The sequence below is a fragment of the Burkholderia sp. TSV86 genome, assembly GCF_001522865.1.
GTDB lineage: Bacteria > Pseudomonadota > Gammaproteobacteria > Burkholderiales > Burkholderiaceae > Burkholderia.
In genome coordinates, this window is sequence record NZ_LOWB01000133.1 from 46,794 (window position 1) to 62,963 (window position 16,170).

Consider the following 16,170-nt stretch of genomic DNA (forward strand, 5'->3'; position numbering starts at 1 on the left):
GGCCGACAAGCCTCTGCGGTGGGCTATTCGCTCGTCACGACAAGCCGCTGCGGCGCAAGCACTCCGTGAACCGCGCGTGCGACGCCAAGCAGGCGATCGTCGCCGTCGTAAACGCGCACGCGCGCGCCCTCGCCGATGTCCGACCGCGCGGCCAGTTCGGCAAGCGGCAAACGCTGGCCGTGCACAAAGCGCTCGGCGAGCGCCGCATCAAGCTTCACGCGTGGAAAAGTCGACAGCAGCGCGTCGACCGGCCGCAGCCAGGCGTCGCGCTCGTGCTGCGTCGCGTTCGCCAATGCATCGAGCGTCACCGCATGCTCGAGCGACAGCACGCCGACAGCCGTGCGGCGCAGCATCGTCAGATGCGCGCCGCAGCCGAGTGCGCCACCGAGATCCTCGGCCAGCGTGCGCACATAGGTGCCCTTGCTGCACGTCACGCGAAACCTCACGTCGGGCAGCGTGCACGACAGCATGTCGAGCGCGCGGATCGACACTGCGCGCCCTTCCCGCTCGACCGTCTGGCCGGCCCGCGCATATTCGTAAAGCGGTTTGCCGTCGCGCTTGAGCGCCGAATACATCGGCGGAACCTGCACGATATCGCCGACGAAGCGCGCGAGCACCGCTTCGACATCGGCCGGCACGCAACGCACGTCGCGCGTCTCGAGCACGTCACCTTCGGCGTCGCCCGTCGCCGTGCGCACGCCGAGACGCATCGTCGCCTCATAGGTCTTGTCGGCGTCGAGCAAATCCTGCGAGAACTTCGTCGCTTCACCGAAGCACAGCGGCAGCAACCCTGATGCGAGCGGATCGAGCGTACCCGTGTGGCCCGCCTTCTTGGCCAGATAAAGGCGCTTTGCATGCATCAGCGCATCGTTGCTGGACAACCCGACCGGTTTGTCGAGCAGCAGCACGCCGTCGAGCGCGCGGCGCGCCATTCGGGGGCGAGGTGAAACAGTCGTCATGGTCAACGCGTAAGAAATCGTCGCTCAATCGTCCTTCGCGCGCGTCGCGTTCGCCTCGTCGATCAGGCGCGACATCGCGACGGCCTTCTCGATCGTCTGGTCGTAATGGAAATGCAGCGTCGGCACCGTATGAATGTGTAGGCGCTTGAAAAGCAGATTGTGCAGATGGCCCGCCGCGTGATTGAGCGCCTCCTGCGTGCCGGCGGGGTCGCCCGTCAGCGTCGTGAAGAACACTTTCGCATGCGCATAATCGGGCGTGAGTTCGACACTCTGAATCGTCACGATCCCGATCCGCGGATCCTTCACCTCGCGCATGATCAACTCGGACAGATCGCGCTGGATCTGATCGGCGATCTGCACGTTGCGATTGGGAGAAGTACGTTTTTTCGTCATGATGAATCCGTCATTGCGTGGGGCGGCCGGCCATGCGCGGCTCACACCGCCATGAAAATGGGCGGGACAGGCCCGCGCCTGCCCCGCCCATGAGCCTGCACGCCGTCTTACAGCGTACGCGCGACTTCGGTGACTTCGAACACTTCGAACTGATCGCCTTCGACGATATCGTTGAAGTTCTTGACCGACATACCGCACTCGAAGCCTTGCTTCACTTCCTTCACGTCATCCTTGAAGCGCTTGAGCGATTCGAGTTCGCCCGTGAAGATCACGACGTTGTTGCGCAGCACGCGCACCGACGACGAGCGCTTGACGATGCCATCCGTCACCATACAGCCGGCGACCGTGCCGACCTTCGGCACCTTGAACACCTGGCGCACCTCGACCATGCCCGTCACGACCTCGCGCTTCTCCGGCGCGAGCATGCCCGACATCGCCGCCTTCACCTCATCCACGGCGTCGTAGATGATGTTGTAGTAGCGGATATCGATGCCGTTCGCTTCGGCCAGCTTGCGTGCCTGCGCATCGGCGCGCGTATTGAAGCCGATGATGACGGCCTTCGACGCGGTCGCCAGGTTGACGTCGCTTTCGCTGATCCCGCCCACCGCGCTGTGCACGATCTGCACGCGCACCTCGTTGGTCGACAGCTTGAGCAGCGATTGCACCAGCGCTTCCTGCGAGCCTTGCACGTCCGCCTTGATGATGAGCGGCAGATTTTGCACTTCGCCTTCGCCCATCTGCTCGAGCATGCTTTCGAGCTTCGCTGCCTGCTGCTTCGCGAGCTTCACATCGCGGAACTTGCCCTGGCGGAACAGCGCGATTTCGCGCGCCTTGCGCTCGTCCGGCAGCACGATCACTTCCTCGCCCGCGCCCGGCACTTCGGACAGGCCCTGGATCTCGACCGGAATCGACGGGCCGGCTTCCTTCGTCGGCTTGCCGTTCTCGTCGAGCATCGCGCGCACGCGGCCGTAGGCCGTGCCCGCGAGCACGATGTCGCCGCGGTTCAGCGTGCCGGACTGCACAAGCACCGTCGCGACCGGGCCCTTGCCCTTGTCGAGCTTCGCTTCGATCACGAGGCCCTTTGCCGGCGCCTCGACAGGCGCCTTCAATTCGAGCACTTCCGCTTGCAGCAGCACGTTTTCGAGCAGATCGTCGATACCCGAGCCCGTCTTCGCCGACACCGGCACGAACGGTGAATCGCCGCCGTACTCTTCCGGCACGACGCCTTCCGCGACAAGCTCCTGCTTCACGCGGTCCGGATTCGCCTCCGGCTTGTCGATCTTGTTGATCGCAACGACGATCGGCACCCCGCCCGCTTTCGCGTGCGCAATCGCTTCCTTCGTCTGCGGCATCACTCCGTCATCGGCCGCCACCACCAGGACCACGATGTCGGTTGCCTTCGCGCCACGTGCGCGCATCGCCGTGAACGCCTCGTGACCCGGCGTGTCGAGGAACGTGACGACGCCGCGCGGCGTTTCGACGTGATACGCGCCGATGTGCTGCGTGATGCCGCCCGCTTCGCCCGCTGCGACTTTCGCGCGGCGGATGTAGTCGAGCAGCGACGTTTTGCCGTGGTCGACGTGACCCATCACGGTCACCACCGGCGGACGCGTCAGTTGCTCCGCGTCGCTGCCGGCCTCGCCTTCGACGAGAAGCGCTTCCGGATCGTCGAGCTTCGCCGCGACCGCACGATGGCCCAGCTCCTCGACGACGATCATCGCCGTTTCCTGGTCGAGCACCTGATTGATCGTGACCATCTGGCCCATCTTCATCATCACCTTGATGACTTCCGATGCCTTGATGGCCATCTTGTGCGACAGATCGGCCACCGAGATGGTTTCCGGCACGTGCACTTCCCGCACGATCGGCTCGGTCGGCGCCTGGAACGACGACGCATTGTCCTGGTGCTTGCCGCGCCCCTTCGGGCCGCCGCGCCAACCGCGATCGACGCCGCCGCTCGAATCGCCGCGCGTCTTGATCCCGCGGCGTTTGGCGGCGTCATCCTGCCAGCCGCCCTTGCCTCCGCCCGGCTTCTTGTTGCGATCGCCTGCGGGCGCCGACGTGGCGGGCGCGGCCGGCGCGCCGCCGCCCGCCGCCTTCTTCGGCGCGGGACGCGCGGCAGCGGCCGCCTCGCCGGCCGGCTTTGCCGGCTTGTGAAGCGTGCCCTTCGCCTCGGCAGCCTTCGCGGCAGGCGGCGCCGCGGCCGGCTTCGGCTCGGGCGCCTTCACCTGCGCGCGGCGCGGCGTGTTCATCATTTCGCGAATCGCGCGCGCTTCCGCCTCAGCGGCTTCGCGGCGCTTGCGGATTTCCTCCTGCTCGGCGCGCGCCTTATCGGCAGCCTCGCGTGCAGCATCCTCGGCCTTCTTCGCCGCTTCTCGCTGCGCGGCGCGCTCGGCGGCCGCGCGCTCTTCCTCCTGCACGGACTGCTGGGACTGCGCGCGCTGCGCCGCAGCCGCCTCTTCCCGGGCCGCGGCCTGCGCGGCCTCGGCCGCGCGCTTGGCCGCCGCCTCCTCTTCCGCGCGACGTCGCTCGGCCTCTGCCGCTTCCTCGCGGGCGCGGCGTTCGGCCTCCTCGCGCTCGAGGCGCTCCTGGCGCTCGCGCAGTTCCTGCGCCTGCTTTTCGAGCAGCTCGGCCTCGCGGCGCGCCTCTTCCTCGCGACGCTTGAGTTCGGCGTCCGCCTGCTCGTCGGCCTGCGCCTGCTCGGCGCCCGCCTCGTTGACGTCGTCGCGCTTGACGAACGTGCGCTTCTTGCGCACTTCGACCTGAATGGTGCGAGCCTTACCCGTCGCATCGGCCTGCTTGATCTCGGACGTATGTCGGCGAGTCAGCGTGATCTTGCGCTTGTCGCCATCGGTCGCACCGTGCGACTTGCGCAAATGATCGAGCAGACGCGCCTTGTCCGTCTCCGACAGCGCATCGTCCTCGCTCGCTTTCTGGACGCCCGCAGCCTGCAGTTGTTCGAGCAGCACACCAGCAGGCATTTTCAGTTCCGCGGCAAATTGGGCTACGTTGTTACTCGCCATTCATTCCTCTTAGTGCAAGGACCGATTCCTTGCGGTTAGCATCGGGTCAGGCCTTCCGGCCGCCAGCAAATCAGTTCGCCATGATCGTGTCTCACTGGAACCAGTGTTCGCGCGCCTTCATGATCAGCGCCTTCGCCGCCTCCTCGTCGACGCCCGTCATCTCGGTGAGTTCGTCAACCGCCAGCTCCGCGAGATCGTCGCGCGTCTGCACGCCGTGCTCGGCGAGCTTCGCGACCAGCTCGGGCGTCACGCCTTCCAGGCTCTTCAAATCGAGCGCGGCATTCTCGACCTTCTCCTCGTTCGCGATCGCCATCGTCAACAACGCATCGCGTGCGCGGTTGCGCAACTCATGGACGGTGTCCTCGTCAAACGCCTCGATCTCGAGCATTTCGTTCAACGGCACATAGGCGATCTCTTCGAGACTCGTAAAGCCCTCGTCGATCAGGATATCGGCAACTTCCTCGTCGACGTCGAGGCGCGCCATGAAGAGGCCGCGCAGCGTGTCGCGCTCTTCGTTTTGCTTCTGCGCGGATTCGTCCGGCGTCATGATATTGATCTGCCAGCCGGTCAGCTCGCTGGCAAGGCGAACGTTCTGGCCGCTACGGCCGATCGCGACGGCCAGCTCGCTCTCGTCGACGACGACATCCATCGAATGCTTTTCCTCGTCGACGACGATCGATTGGACGGCCGCCGGCGCAAGCGCGCCGATGACGAACTGGGCGGGATCGTCCGACCATAGCACGATGTCGATGTTTTCGCCACCAAGCTCGTTTCTCACCGCCTGCACGCGCGAGCCGCGGATGCCGACGCAAGTGCCGATCGGGTCGATCCGCTTGTCGTATGCGACGACGCCGATCTTCGCGCGCACGCCGGGATCGCGCGCCGCCGCCTTGATCTCGAGCAGACCCTGCTCGATTTCCGGCACTTCCATCTCGAAAAGCTTCATCAGGAATTCCGGCGCGGTGCGCGACAGCTCGATCTGAGGGCCGCGCGCGGTGCGGTCGACCTTCGCGATGTACGCGCGCACACGGTCGCCGACGCGCAGGTTTTCCTTCGGAATGAGCTGATCACGGCGCAGCAGCGCCTCGACACGCCCCGATTCGACGATGAAATTGCCCTTGTCGAGCCGTTTCACCGTGCCGGTCATGATTTTCTCGCCGCGCTCCAGATAGTCGTTCAGGATCTGCTCGCGCTCGGCATCGCGCACCTTCTGCAGAATCACCTGCTTGGCCGCCTGCGCGCCGATGCGGCCGAATTCGATCGACGGCACCGATTCCTCGATGTAGTCGCCCACCTCGACGTCCGGCTTCTGCTCACGCGCCTCGAACAACAGGATCTCGCGATCCGGCTCCTGCAGGCCGGCCTCGTCGGGCACGACCAGCCAGCGCCGGAAGGTTTCGTGTTCGCCGCTTTCGCGATCGATATGGACGCGGATCTCGGCGCCCTCATCGAACAGTTTCTTGGATGCCGATGCAAGCGCGGCTTCGAGCGCGCCCAGCACGACGTCCTTGTCGACGTTCTTTTCGCGCGCCAGCGCATCCACCAACATCAACACTTCGCGACTCATTGTTTGCGGCTCCTAAAGTCAACGTGCGGAATCAGGCGAGCTTTGTCGATATCGGCCAGCGTGAAATCCAGCATCGCGGCCTCGCCTTTCTTCCTCTCAAATTCCAAACCGATCGTCTCGCCGTTCGGCGCATGCAGAATGCCACGGTACGTCTTGCGCCCGTCCAACGGCTTTTTCAAGGTGATGACGGCTTCGCTGCCCGCGAAACGCGTGAAATCAGCCAGCCTCTTCAACGGCCGGTCGAGCCCCGGCGACGAGACCTCGAGCCGTTCGTAATCGATGTTTTCGACCGTCAGTACGTGCTGGAGCTGACGCGTGACCTTCTCGCAATCGTCGATCGTAATGCCGGCGGGCTGATCGATGTAGATGTAGACGCAGACCATGCCGCGCCCGGTGCGCTCGAGATCCACGAGCTCGTAGCCGAGCCCCGTGACCGTGGTTTCTATCAGTTCCGTCAGTTGCACAGTGTCCTCTCAGGTGTCCGCGCCCGCCCCTCGCGATTCACCCGCTGAACGCGCGCCTTAGCCGGCGCAGGAAGCGCTACCCGAGATGCCCAACCGTTTCGGCAAAAAAAAATGGGCGCAACGCCCATCTTGTTACCGGTGGTCGCACCTGAGCTGCACATCGAATCCGTACGCCCAGCGACTTTGCGATTATAGCGAGTTCTGGGCCGGACGCAAAGCGCCACCCCGCCAAATCGGCGCAAAATCGGCGTGAAATGGGAATTTTGCGGGGCATTTGCAACATGCGGGATCATTGCAAAGCGTGGCGCGCCGCGTTTTGCACAGCTTGCCAGCCACGCGGGCGATTTCAATACCCGGCGAAATGAAATGCGCCGTCGCGCCTCTCGTCATTATCGCCGTGGCTGTCGGCAATAACTTGCCGGCCGGTGCGCGCCCGAACCGCGCAAGCAGGGCATCGCGCCAAGCGGCGCCGGCATCAGCCGCCTCAGGGCTCTGCTTGCCGGGCGCCGCCGGCATTGATCCGGCCGGGGAGTTGCTGATCGAGCCGGCGACCGACACGACGCAGTTCCAGCCGGAATCGCCCGCCGCGGCAGCGCCAAGACGGTTATCCGAGGAAAACCACCGCTAAGCGTCGGCTGTCGGCCCCAACCGCTCGACTTCGTTCGCGGCCCGCACCACCGCCGCCTTCGCCCGCCCCGAACAGCGGCGCGCCGCGCCGCCCCTGCTCGGTTCACGCGAAGGCGGCGGTGGGCAGACCGCAAACGATCAGCGTGCGCCCTGCACCTGCTGCGCCAGCAACCAGTACAGCCAACGCAACCGCGGCACCACGATTTCCTTCCACGCGGCGACGCGAGCCTTGCTCGAACTCCACTTTTTGGATTGGAGGTGCTGACTTCGTATTCCTCCGCCTACCGGCGGCAACGAAAGCCAAGCCGCTCGGCCTGCGCGCGGTAGCTATCGTCGTTGTAAATCACCATGCCGCGCCAGCGCCCCCAAAGTTCCCGGCCGAACGCGAAGAACGGATGCATGTCTCCTGACATGCCGTCGTTGACCAAGACGATGTTCATTGAACTCCTGCCCACCTGCGCCCGGGAACGGCAATCAGACCGCATGTCGGCCGCGCGAATCGAACGGGCAGCGCCGGACGCCATATGGCCGACGCATGGGTAATCTCGTTGCTGGCGGTCATAAGCATGCGTTGCGAGCCCTCTTATTGAGCATTGCAAAGCAACCCTCAGCGGCATTCGACACCGCATGGCGCGACGAAACACGTGCGGCAAGCGCGCGCGACGATGTGGGACGCAGCACCGGACGCGCCGGTAAATGGTGCATGAAATTCGATGAGGATCGAGATCCCCCGCCGATCGCCCCCGGCATGTTCGACAGCACGGGAAGGCGCCCCAGCACATGGAGAAATGGGCCGGGCCGGTTGCGCCAAGGGTGGCGGAACCGGCCGGCATGAGCGGAGGAACATCCGGTATGTTCAGGGCCTTGGCCGGCCCCGCGGCGCGCGATCAAGAATGCCGCCGCCACGCAACGAGTTTGCGCCGGCCTTTCGCCAGCTTCGCCGCTTACCGGCCGCGTGAACGATTACACGGCGGCATATGCGGTTGGCCATTATTGCGGCCGCCGCCCGCATTACCGTCTGCCGCCGCCCGATTGCCATTCGCGTTTCGGCCGCCCTTGCCGCCGGCGCCGCGCTTGTTGCCACCGGCTCCGTAGGACGCGCGGTTGCCGTCGATATCGCGGCCGCCTTGGCGCCCGCCTCCGCCATATACCGGCAGGCCCGAGTAACCGCCGAGGCCGGCGCCGAAACCACCGCCGCCCGCCAGGCCGCGCCGACCCCGGCGGGGCTGATCGAGCTGACCGTGCGCCGTCAGCACCGGTTCGCGGCTGATAAAACCCATCGACGTCTGCATCGGATCAGGCTGGCGGCGCTCGGCCGGGCCGCCGCGCTTGCCCTTGTCGTCGGTCGGCACTTTCAGTCCGACCGACGCCATCAGGCGGCGCACCTGCGCATCGTCCAGCTCCTCCCAGCGGCCGCGCTTCAGGCCGCGCGGCAGCGGAATCGGGCCGTGACGCGTGCGGATCAGACGGCTCACCATCAGGCCAACCGCCTCGAACATCCGGCGCACCTCGCGATTGCGCCCTTCCGCAAGCGCGACGTGATACCAATGATTCGTCCCCTCGCCGCCGCCGTCGCGGATGCGCAGGAAATTCGCCGGGCCGTCGTCGAGTTCGACGCCATGCAGCAGCTTTTGGCGCGACGCCTCGGTCAGCTCGCCGACAACCCGCACCGCATATTCACGCTCGACGCTATAGCGCGGATGCATGAAGCGGTTCGCGAGATCACCCGACGTCGTCAACATCAACAGACCTTCAGTATTGAAATCGAGGCGGCCGACCGCGAGCCACTTCGCGGTCTTCATCGGCGGCAGCCGATCGAACACCGACGGCCGCCCCTCCGGATCCGCATGACTCACGATCTCGCCGGTCGGTTTGTGATAGAGCAGCACACGCGGCGGCTTGTTCGGAAGCTTGCGCTTGACCGGCTTGCCGTTGATTCGAACCTGGTCGGTCGGCATGATCCGCTGGCCGATATGCGCTGGCTCGCCATTGACCGACACGCGGCCGGCGATGATCAGCTCCTCCATCTCGCGACGCGAGCCCATACCCGCTTCCGCCAGCACCTTATGCAACTTCGGTGCATCGTCATCCGGCGACAGCACGCGCTTCGGCTGCTGCCCCTGGCGGCCGCGACGCAGCATCGGCGCGCGCACGCCGCCGCCCTGCGAATTGTTATCAGCATCGAACGCAGGCGAAATCACATACGCAAACAAATCGTCCTGGCTCGCCTCGGCGGCCGCCGGCGTGCTCCGCTTGCCCTGCTGCCGCGCGGCACCTTCGCGTTTGCCGGCCGCCGCCGGCTTGCGCGGCGCTTTCGCGACCGCATCCTTGTTGCGCGGCGCGCGCGCCGGCGCCTTCGCCGCGCCGGCATCGCCCGCCGCCATTGCGTCGGATTGCTCCGCGCTATCGGTATTCTTCGATTTTGCAGCCGCGCGACGGCGCGCGATCAAGCTGCGCGGACCGCGCCGCAGACCGCGGCGCGGACGCTCTTCACCGCCCGCATCCTGAGTCTGAGCAGGCTGCTCGGGCGCATCGCTGGCGCGCGCCACCGCGACGGCATGCGCGGCTTCAGACGAATCGATGTCGTGGATATCTGTCAAAACAACCTCAAAATGTCAGGTCTCGCGCCCGTCACGGGCACGGCTAGGGTTGGTCGCCCGTTTTCACGCGCGGTGTTGCGCGGGCGCCTCGACGTCCGGCGCATCATCGATGCGCGGCGCCTCGCCGTCCTGCCGCGCGTGCCCGGGGGCCGCCTCGCTTGAACTGCGCACGGCGTCGGCAAGACTGTCGGACGAATCGTCCAACGCCTGCTGCACGTGCGCCTGGACCGGCCCGGCGTCGCTCCGGACGCCGCCGATCTGGCCTGGGTCTTCTTCCTGCTTCACTCGGCCCACCGCCGGCTCGGCGGTCACCTCGCGATTGGCTGTATCCGCCGCCGCGGCGCCATCCTCATTCGCCGCGGCGCCCCGATGCTCGGGTACATTCGCCGGCACGCCAGCCGATTCGGCGCGCGGAAGCGCATCACCGCCGGCAAATTCGATCGACGACGAGGCGCTGTCATGCGCAATCGTTTCTTCATCTTCGGCATGCGTCGCCGCATCATCGCCGGCAACAGCCTGCGCATTCGCGGCCCCGCCGCCGCGCACAGCCGTTCCAACCGACGCAGCCGGTTCACCGCCGAAAGCGGGACGACCGGCATCTTCGAACCCAGCCGGCCCGGCCGGCATCGCGCCGCTGCCGTCGGCAACGGCGGCGTCCCCGGCTGCGTCGCCGGATACGTCTAAACCGGCATTCACCGCCGGCCCGGCCGAATCGGCGCGGCCCGCCGCACCGCCAACACCAACAATACCGGACTGCGCCTCGTCACCCGGTGCCGCCGCTTCGTCGGCTTCCGCGATCGCGCCGCCCGGTGCGTCGTCGCCCTGTGCGTCGTCATCCGGGAAATCGATTGCCTGCTGCGCGAGCAGGCTCGCCTCCAGATGCGCGGCGGGCTCTTCGAGGGCCGGCAGATCGTCGAGCGCCGCCAAGCCGAGGTCGTCAAGAAACTGCTTCGTCGTTGCGTAGAGCGCCGGACGCCCCGGCACGTCGCGATGACCGATCACCTCGATCCAGCCGCGATCCTCCAACTGCTTGACAACCTGCGTGTTGACCGTGACACCGCGAATTTCCTCGATATCGCCGCGGGTCACCGGCTGCCGGTACGCGATGATTGCCAGCGTCTCCAGCACCGCCCGAGAATATTTCGGCGGTTTCTCCGGGTGCAGCCGGTCGAGATAAGTGCGCATCGCCGGCTTGCTCTGGAAGCGCCAGCCCGACGCCAACCCAACGAGTTCCACGCCGCGGCCGGACCACTCCTGTTTCAGATCTTCGAGCAGTGTTCGGACTGTATCCGCCGACACGCCGTCGGCGAAGAGCTTGCGCAAATCGCCGAGCTTCAGCGGTTCCTGCGCGCAGATCAAAGCAGTCTCGAGGACGATTTTCGCCTCTTGGGTATTCATGCAGCTAAGTCAGACCCTGTGGTCAAACGAACCGGATCAATCGAACAGACGTAAGGAACGGAAGACGCGCTCGCCCGATTCTGATCGGTCATATTGATGGGAGCACGAACCGGGGGTGGCGAAACAGCTTTCAAGCCCAACCCGAACCGGACGGAACAGCGCGGAACCCTACGTCGGAGCCGCGTGACTGAGCGCCATCTTACGCAAAATTGCCCGGTGCGTAAAGATAAAGAGCGGATAAAATGCGTGCGGCAAAAGACACTTTGCGCAAGCGCCTTTCATCCGTGAACATCCGCCGCAGGCGTCAATCGAGGTCCTCGACCCGCGCCGGCATTTCCTTCACGAGCCCCCAGACCGCGTCCGCCGCGGGCGACAGCGAGCGATCGCGCCGCCGCACCAGCTCGACGGTGCGCTCCGCACGCGGCGCAAGCGGCCGCGCGACCAGCGACGAGCCGGCAGGCAGCGGCAACGACAGCCACGGCAGCACGCTTACCCCGACGCCCGCCTCGACGAGCCCGAACACCGTCGCCGAATGGCCGAGTTCCTGCACGACTCCGGCTGAGACCCGATGCGCGGCGAGCGCCGCGTCGATCAGCGGACGGCTGCCCGATGCGTAATCGAGCAACACGAGCCGCTCGCCGGAAAGCGCGGTCCACGGCACGGGATCACGCTCGGCGAGCGGATGATCGGCGCGCGCAATCAAGCAGAACGAATCGGTCATCAGCGGCTCGGCAATCAGATCGCTCGTCGCGAGCGGCCCGATCACGACGCCGAAATCCACTTCGCCCGACTTGACCTTGCGCAGCACGTCGCTCTGAACGTCGTCGCGCAAGCCGAGCGCGACGAACGGAAAGCGCCGCTCGCAAGCGGCAACCACACGCGGCATCAGCCGGCAGGCGACCGTCGGGCTTGCCGCGACGATCACGCGCCCGCGCCGCTGTTCACCGATCTCGCGAATTTCGCGCAATGTGTCGTCGAGATCGCCGAGCAGGCGCGATACGCTCGCGATCAGATTCACGCCGACATCGGTGAGCTGCACGTCACGCGTCGTGCGGTCGATCAGCTTGAGTCCAATCTCGCCCTCCAACTCGCGCACCGAGCGGCTGACGGCCGACTGCGTGAGACCGATCTCGTCGCCTGCCCGACTGAAGCTTTTGAGCCGCGCCACCTCGATGAACACGCGCAACTGCCGCAGCGTGATATTCATAGCATTGCCTCATTAATCGGACGTATCGATGCGCAATTGTATGCGCGCCCCGTCACGCCGGAGTGTGTCGGTGCGGTGCAACACAAGCTGAAACGCACGTCTCACGGGCCACGCTGCACAAGATTGGTGATTGTCCTGATTTGCGCGAGGGTCGTTTTGGCGTCTTATACGCCCCTAGTTGTCGCGGCCATCGGCGCGCCGTCTAGCGGCTTTGCAGCGATTGCCGTTGACATGGCACGCTTCCTGCGTAAGCAGGCGCACAGGGCTGCGGGGGTTCGGCCTTCCCGCGGCGGATCACACCGTATCCGCCGTCGCGTGAAGCCGGCGCCCTCACCCGGCACTCGTTCGACGAGTGCCCGACGTGTGGAGTGCGCAGCGCGGGGCGGCGCACCGGAGATAGCTTCGCTGAGGTGAGGACATGATGCTGTTCGACGATTTGAGAGATAACGAGTGGGCACTGCTCGAGGGGCTGTTCTGCGCCGAGCCAGCGCGCAACGAGCGCCGTGGCCGCCCTCGTGTGGAGGCGCGTTCGGTCGTGAACGCCGTTCTTTGGGTGCTGTCGACGGGCGAAGGCTGGTCGAAACTGCCTGGCCGCTATCCGTCGCCGCCGACTTGCCGTCGACGCTTCGACGAATGGCAGGCCGACGGCACGCTCGCCGAAGTGGTGAAGCGTCTCGGCTCGAACGGCCGCCAGATCTCGCTGCGCGGCCGTATCGGCGCAAGCGCGGTAAAGCCGCCCGCCCCGCCGAGCCGTGACCGCCTGCGCGGCGCATTCTGGACCAATCCGGAATCCTGGCGCGCTCCCGTCAAAATGGCGTGAACCCTGCCTCCGGGCGGTCCGTAGCGCCGCCCGGATAACGCGCCGGGATGCCGGCCCCTCTTTCGCACGCCGTGCCGACGATGCGATCGGGCGACACATCCACTTACCAATATTTACAGCGCACTTTCGCTCTCCCGCATACCTTTACTGGTACACGGAACGAGCCGTCTATCGGTTCGAAGGGAGCCTTCAACGATGAAACGCTTGCCATTTCTCGCGGCATGCGGCGTTGTCGTTTCGCTGGCGCTCGCCGCTGCTGCACAAGCCGGCCCGCCTTTGTCGAAGCCGCACGAACGGCGGGATCAGGTCGCGCTTTCACCGGCAAACGCAGCGGCGCATCGCAACCAGTCCAACGCGCCGCGCGGCGACCTGCGCGGCGATATTGCGAGCAATGCGCGCGAACGTGACGACGCGCAGCGGCCACGCAATCCGAATCGTCAATAAATCGCCGGTACCGGGAAAAATCGGCCGGCCCGGGAACTGCGCGGCACTCACCGAGTCTCAGCATTGCCATGAGCACAGCGTGGCAGCAGCAATGAACCCGGTACCGCCCGTATCCTCGCGATACGGGCTTTTTTTTGGGCCAACCCAATGCAATCTGTGCTACAGACGACTCTCCAGGATCGATACCGCGCTTGCCTCGCTGAGCGCGTAGTCCGCCATCTTGCGATCCTCCCAATCGGCGCGCTTCTCGTCCCGCTCAAGCCGCGCGAATTCAGCACGGCCATTGTCAGTCAGCACTGCGATGTCGACAGGCGCGTGAAAGCCGGGCGCGGGCGCGACAGTCTTCTGCCGAACCGTATCCATCAAACCCAGCGAACGCAGGTATTCGAACACGCCCGGACGCCTCGCCCACGGAACTTGACGGTACTGGACACGCCTGAGCGCGTCGAGCACAGCTTCGTTGGAATACGTGGCCATCTCGATTCTTTCTTAAAGGGCAGCGACATTGCAAAGCGGCCTCGCCGGCCGAGATCTCCGCCCACCGACGCCACCACGCAGCTCATGAGGGACCCCTGATTGTCCCTCCCCACTCTCTTCCGACCCGCGCCCGGCCATTTTGTTCTTACGAAACAGGGGCGGATCATTCTCCATTCCCGAAAAGCTACCTTACCCCAATCAAATTGATTCTGTTCAATTCATTTGTCCTGCTCTTTGCGACTTTCGTGCTCTACCGCAAGCGCCGTGGCGCGCGCGCCATCGCCATTGCGATCGCCACGCTCTTCTGGCTCATCGCATCCGGATGGCTCGCGGCGCCGCTTGTCGCACTCGCTGAATTGGGCGTGCGGCCAGTCGAGCATCCGACGATGACAGGCAACACCACGATCGTGATGCTAGGCGCAGGCATCGAGCAGCGCAACGGCGCTGCCGTCCCGACGCGCGACGCCCTCGCCCGCATCGCGAAAACGGCCGAACTCTATTCGGCATGCATACGAACGGCCTCGCACTGCACCGTGATCGTATCGGGAGGCGACCCGCAGCGGCCCGGCGTCAGCGAAGCCGCTACATACGCGCCCTATCTGCTCGCACGCGGCGTGGCAAACGGCGATCTGGTTCGCGAAGCGCGCAGCCACACCACATACGAAAACGCGCGCTTCACCGCTTCCATATTACGCGCTCAACATTACGACGCGCTGATCCTTGTTACGACGTCATACCAGATGCGGCGCGCGCTTCTGGACTTCGACCATTTCGGCATCGCGCCGCAGCCCGTCTACTCGAACCGGCGCGACGCGCAGCTCGGGTGGCTGCCGCGTTTCGACAATCTTGCCAATGCGGAGCAGGCACTGCACGAAATTCTCGGCATCGCGCAATTTTACGTGTATCGTCAACTTGGCTGGTTTTGATCAGTGCTCGGCTGTCTTTCACACCCCAAATATCCTGCCCCGGCGAACCGCCCCGTCTCCGGCGCCTTTCTGGACAAGCGTATGGCGGCGGCATGGCGGGGCGAACGACTGTTGCGCCCGATCCACGCGGCCGATCGCCGCGATGCAATCGAATGCACTGATCCGTCACTTTTGATAAACTCGGCTCACTCGATTGCAGACGCCAGACAAATCGGCAACACTCGGGTCCATCACCACTTAGCGGAGGTAAGCAATGAAGAAAATGACCATGGCTATCCTGGTTTCGATGTCGGCTCTGGCTGGCGCGGCATACGCTCAAGAAAGCACCGAAATCAAGACGATCACCGATCCGGCAAAAATCGCTGAAATCGAGCAGCGCGCGCAAGCGCTGCAACAACAGCAAGCCGCGCAGCAGTCGGCAGCCGAGGCGCAGCCGGCCCATGAGCACAAGCATCATGGCAAGAAGGGGCACCACAAGGCCGCGAAGAAAGCCCAGTAAGTCCGGCGCATCTCGCTGCACACAAGGCCGAATCCGGGTTGCCGGATTCGGCTTTTTCATTCGTGTGCCCCGATGAGCGCGCCGCGCGTTGTGCTAAAGTCGCGCACCGAACTTTTCCACCCGTGCGCACCCCGGTGCGGAGGACTGAATGAGCAACATCCAACTGGACATCGAATGGACTGACGCCGCAACCCGCAAAATCAAGCAATTGATGCCGCGCGGCTCCGACGAGGCGTTCCTCGCCCTGCCGCCGATCGAATGCCTGCCGATGGAGGGCGACGTGCTTTTCCTTGGCCCGCAAGGCAAGCAGCACCCGTTCATCGTCGCGGAACGGCAATATCACCATGACGGCGACGCCGACTGGACCATCATTCTGATTCTCGACGTCCCGAACGCCTCGCACTGAATGCCGGCGTGTTCCCCCTCCATCGGCCAGCGCAGCAAAAAAAATAGCCCGCGCTTCATACGAAGCGCGGGCAAAACCGTCGCCCTACGAGGATAGGCGACGGGGCCACCGAGATCCGCGCAAACGCGGATCGTCGTTCAGACTGGGCAGCGCGCCAATTGCCGGCAGCCGCCCGATGCGTCGATATCCCATCAGGCAGGGGGTATTCGAGGCTGAACCTCGCTGTATTCGAAACCCTCCCTGATTACTCCCGGAAATAGGGAGCAGTTTTCGTGCCAATCTGGAAATACTTTTTAAATATTTGATTTAAAAAGATTAATTATCCACGGCCTGCTGAAAGTATGATTTCGGCCTATCCGT

At 64.9% G+C, this 16,170-nt stretch carries 14 protein-coding genes and 1 pseudogene; 5 read left to right on the forward strand and 10 right to left on the reverse strand.

Annotation, left to right across the window (positions count from 1 at the left end; all coding sequences use genetic code 11):
* Positions 1-23: 23 nt before the first annotated feature.
* The 9 genes from truB to WS68_RS24945 all read right to left on the reverse strand — a co-directional run bounded on the left by truB (position 24) and on the right by WS68_RS24945 (position 12,238).
* Complete coding sequence (truB, locus tag WS68_RS24905; protein ID WP_231753120.1) at positions 24-932, reverse strand: tRNA pseudouridine(55) synthase TruB; 909 nt, start codon at positions 930-932, stop codon at positions 24-26.
* Between the two features lie 51 nt (positions 933-983).
* Complete coding sequence (rbfA, locus tag WS68_RS24910) at positions 984-1,352, reverse strand: 30S ribosome-binding factor RbfA (RefSeq protein ID WP_059518519.1); 369 nt, start codon at positions 1,350-1,352, stop codon at positions 984-986.
* A gap of 107 nt (positions 1,353-1,459) precedes the next feature.
* Entirely contained in the window at positions 1,460-4,375 is a 2,916-nt protein-coding gene (gene infB, locus WS68_RS24915; protein WP_059573383.1) for a translation initiation factor IF-2, read from the reverse strand.
* A gap of 91 nt (positions 4,376-4,466) precedes the next feature.
* The gene (gene nusA / locus WS68_RS24920) at positions 4,467-5,942 is read right to left on the reverse strand and encodes a transcription termination factor NusA (RefSeq protein ID WP_059518523.1); all 1,476 of its coding nucleotides are present in this window, start codon (positions 5,940-5,942) and stop codon (positions 4,467-4,469) included.
* On the reverse strand, positions 5,939-6,406 hold the full coding sequence (gene rimP, locus WS68_RS24925) for a ribosome maturation factor RimP (RefSeq protein ID WP_059573384.1): 468 nt from the start codon (positions 6,404-6,406) through the stop codon (positions 5,939-5,941). Before rimP ends, nusA begins: the two co-directional genes overlap by 4 nt.
* Positions 6,407-7,314: 908 nt before the next feature.
* Positions 7,315-7,473, reverse strand: coding sequence for a hypothetical protein (locus tag WS68_RS28145; RefSeq protein WP_156429669.1), 159 nt, complete (start codon positions 7,471-7,473; stop codon positions 7,315-7,317).
* 504 nt (positions 7,474-7,977) lie between these two features.
* Entirely contained in the window at positions 7,978-9,633 is a 1,656-nt protein-coding gene (gene rluB, locus WS68_RS24935; protein WP_059573386.1) for a 23S rRNA pseudouridine(2605) synthase RluB, read from the reverse strand.
* Between the two features lie 63 nt (positions 9,634-9,696).
* Positions 9,697-11,031, reverse strand: a complete 1,335-nt coding sequence (scpB, locus tag WS68_RS24940) for an SMC-Scp complex subunit ScpB (protein WP_059573387.1) — start codon at positions 11,029-11,031, stop codon at positions 9,697-9,699.
* Between the two features lie 304 nt (positions 11,032-11,335).
* Positions 11,336-12,238, reverse strand: coding sequence for a LysR family transcriptional regulator (locus WS68_RS24945; RefSeq protein ID WP_059573388.1), 903 nt, complete (start codon positions 12,236-12,238; stop codon positions 11,336-11,338).
* A gap of 421 nt (positions 12,239-12,659) precedes the next feature.
* On the opposite strand from WS68_RS24945, the pseudogene WS68_RS24950 reads away from it, so the two are divergent.
* Both WS68_RS24950 and WS68_RS24955 read left to right on the forward strand, forming a co-directional pair.
* Positions 12,660-13,055 (forward strand): annotated as a pseudogene (locus WS68_RS24950) (transposase); the annotation flags it as partial.
* A 198-nt stretch (positions 13,056-13,253) separates the two neighbouring features.
* The gene (locus tag WS68_RS24955; RefSeq protein WP_059573389.1) at positions 13,254-13,502 is read left to right on the forward strand and encodes a hypothetical protein; all 249 of its coding nucleotides are present in this window, start codon (positions 13,254-13,256) and stop codon (positions 13,500-13,502) included.
* 159 nt (positions 13,503-13,661) lie between these two features.
* Here WS68_RS24955 and WS68_RS24960 read toward each other — a convergent pair whose 3' ends face one another.
* On the reverse strand, positions 13,662-13,979 hold the full coding sequence (locus WS68_RS24960; protein ID WP_059518535.1) for a hypothetical protein: 318 nt from the start codon (positions 13,977-13,979) through the stop codon (positions 13,662-13,664).
* Positions 13,980-14,182: 203 nt separating this feature from the next.
* Here WS68_RS24960 and WS68_RS24965 point away from each other — a divergent pair, with 203 nt between their 5' ends.
* The 3 genes from WS68_RS24965 (at position 14,183) to WS68_RS24975 (ending at position 15,810) form a co-directional block, all read left to right on the forward strand.
* A complete protein-coding gene (locus WS68_RS24965) occupies positions 14,183-14,905 on the forward strand; it encodes a YdcF family protein (protein ID WP_059573390.1) in 723 nt (240 codons plus the stop codon).
* A gap of 253 nt (positions 14,906-15,158) precedes the next feature.
* Positions 15,159-15,404, forward strand: coding sequence for a hypothetical protein (locus WS68_RS24970; protein ID WP_059573391.1), 246 nt, complete (start codon positions 15,159-15,161; stop codon positions 15,402-15,404).
* 148 nt (positions 15,405-15,552) lie between these two features.
* Positions 15,553-15,810: a hypothetical protein gene (locus WS68_RS24975; protein WP_059573392.1), complete on the forward strand. Its 258-nt coding sequence runs from the start codon at positions 15,553-15,555 to the stop codon at positions 15,808-15,810.
* Positions 15,811-16,170 lie beyond the last annotated feature (360 nt).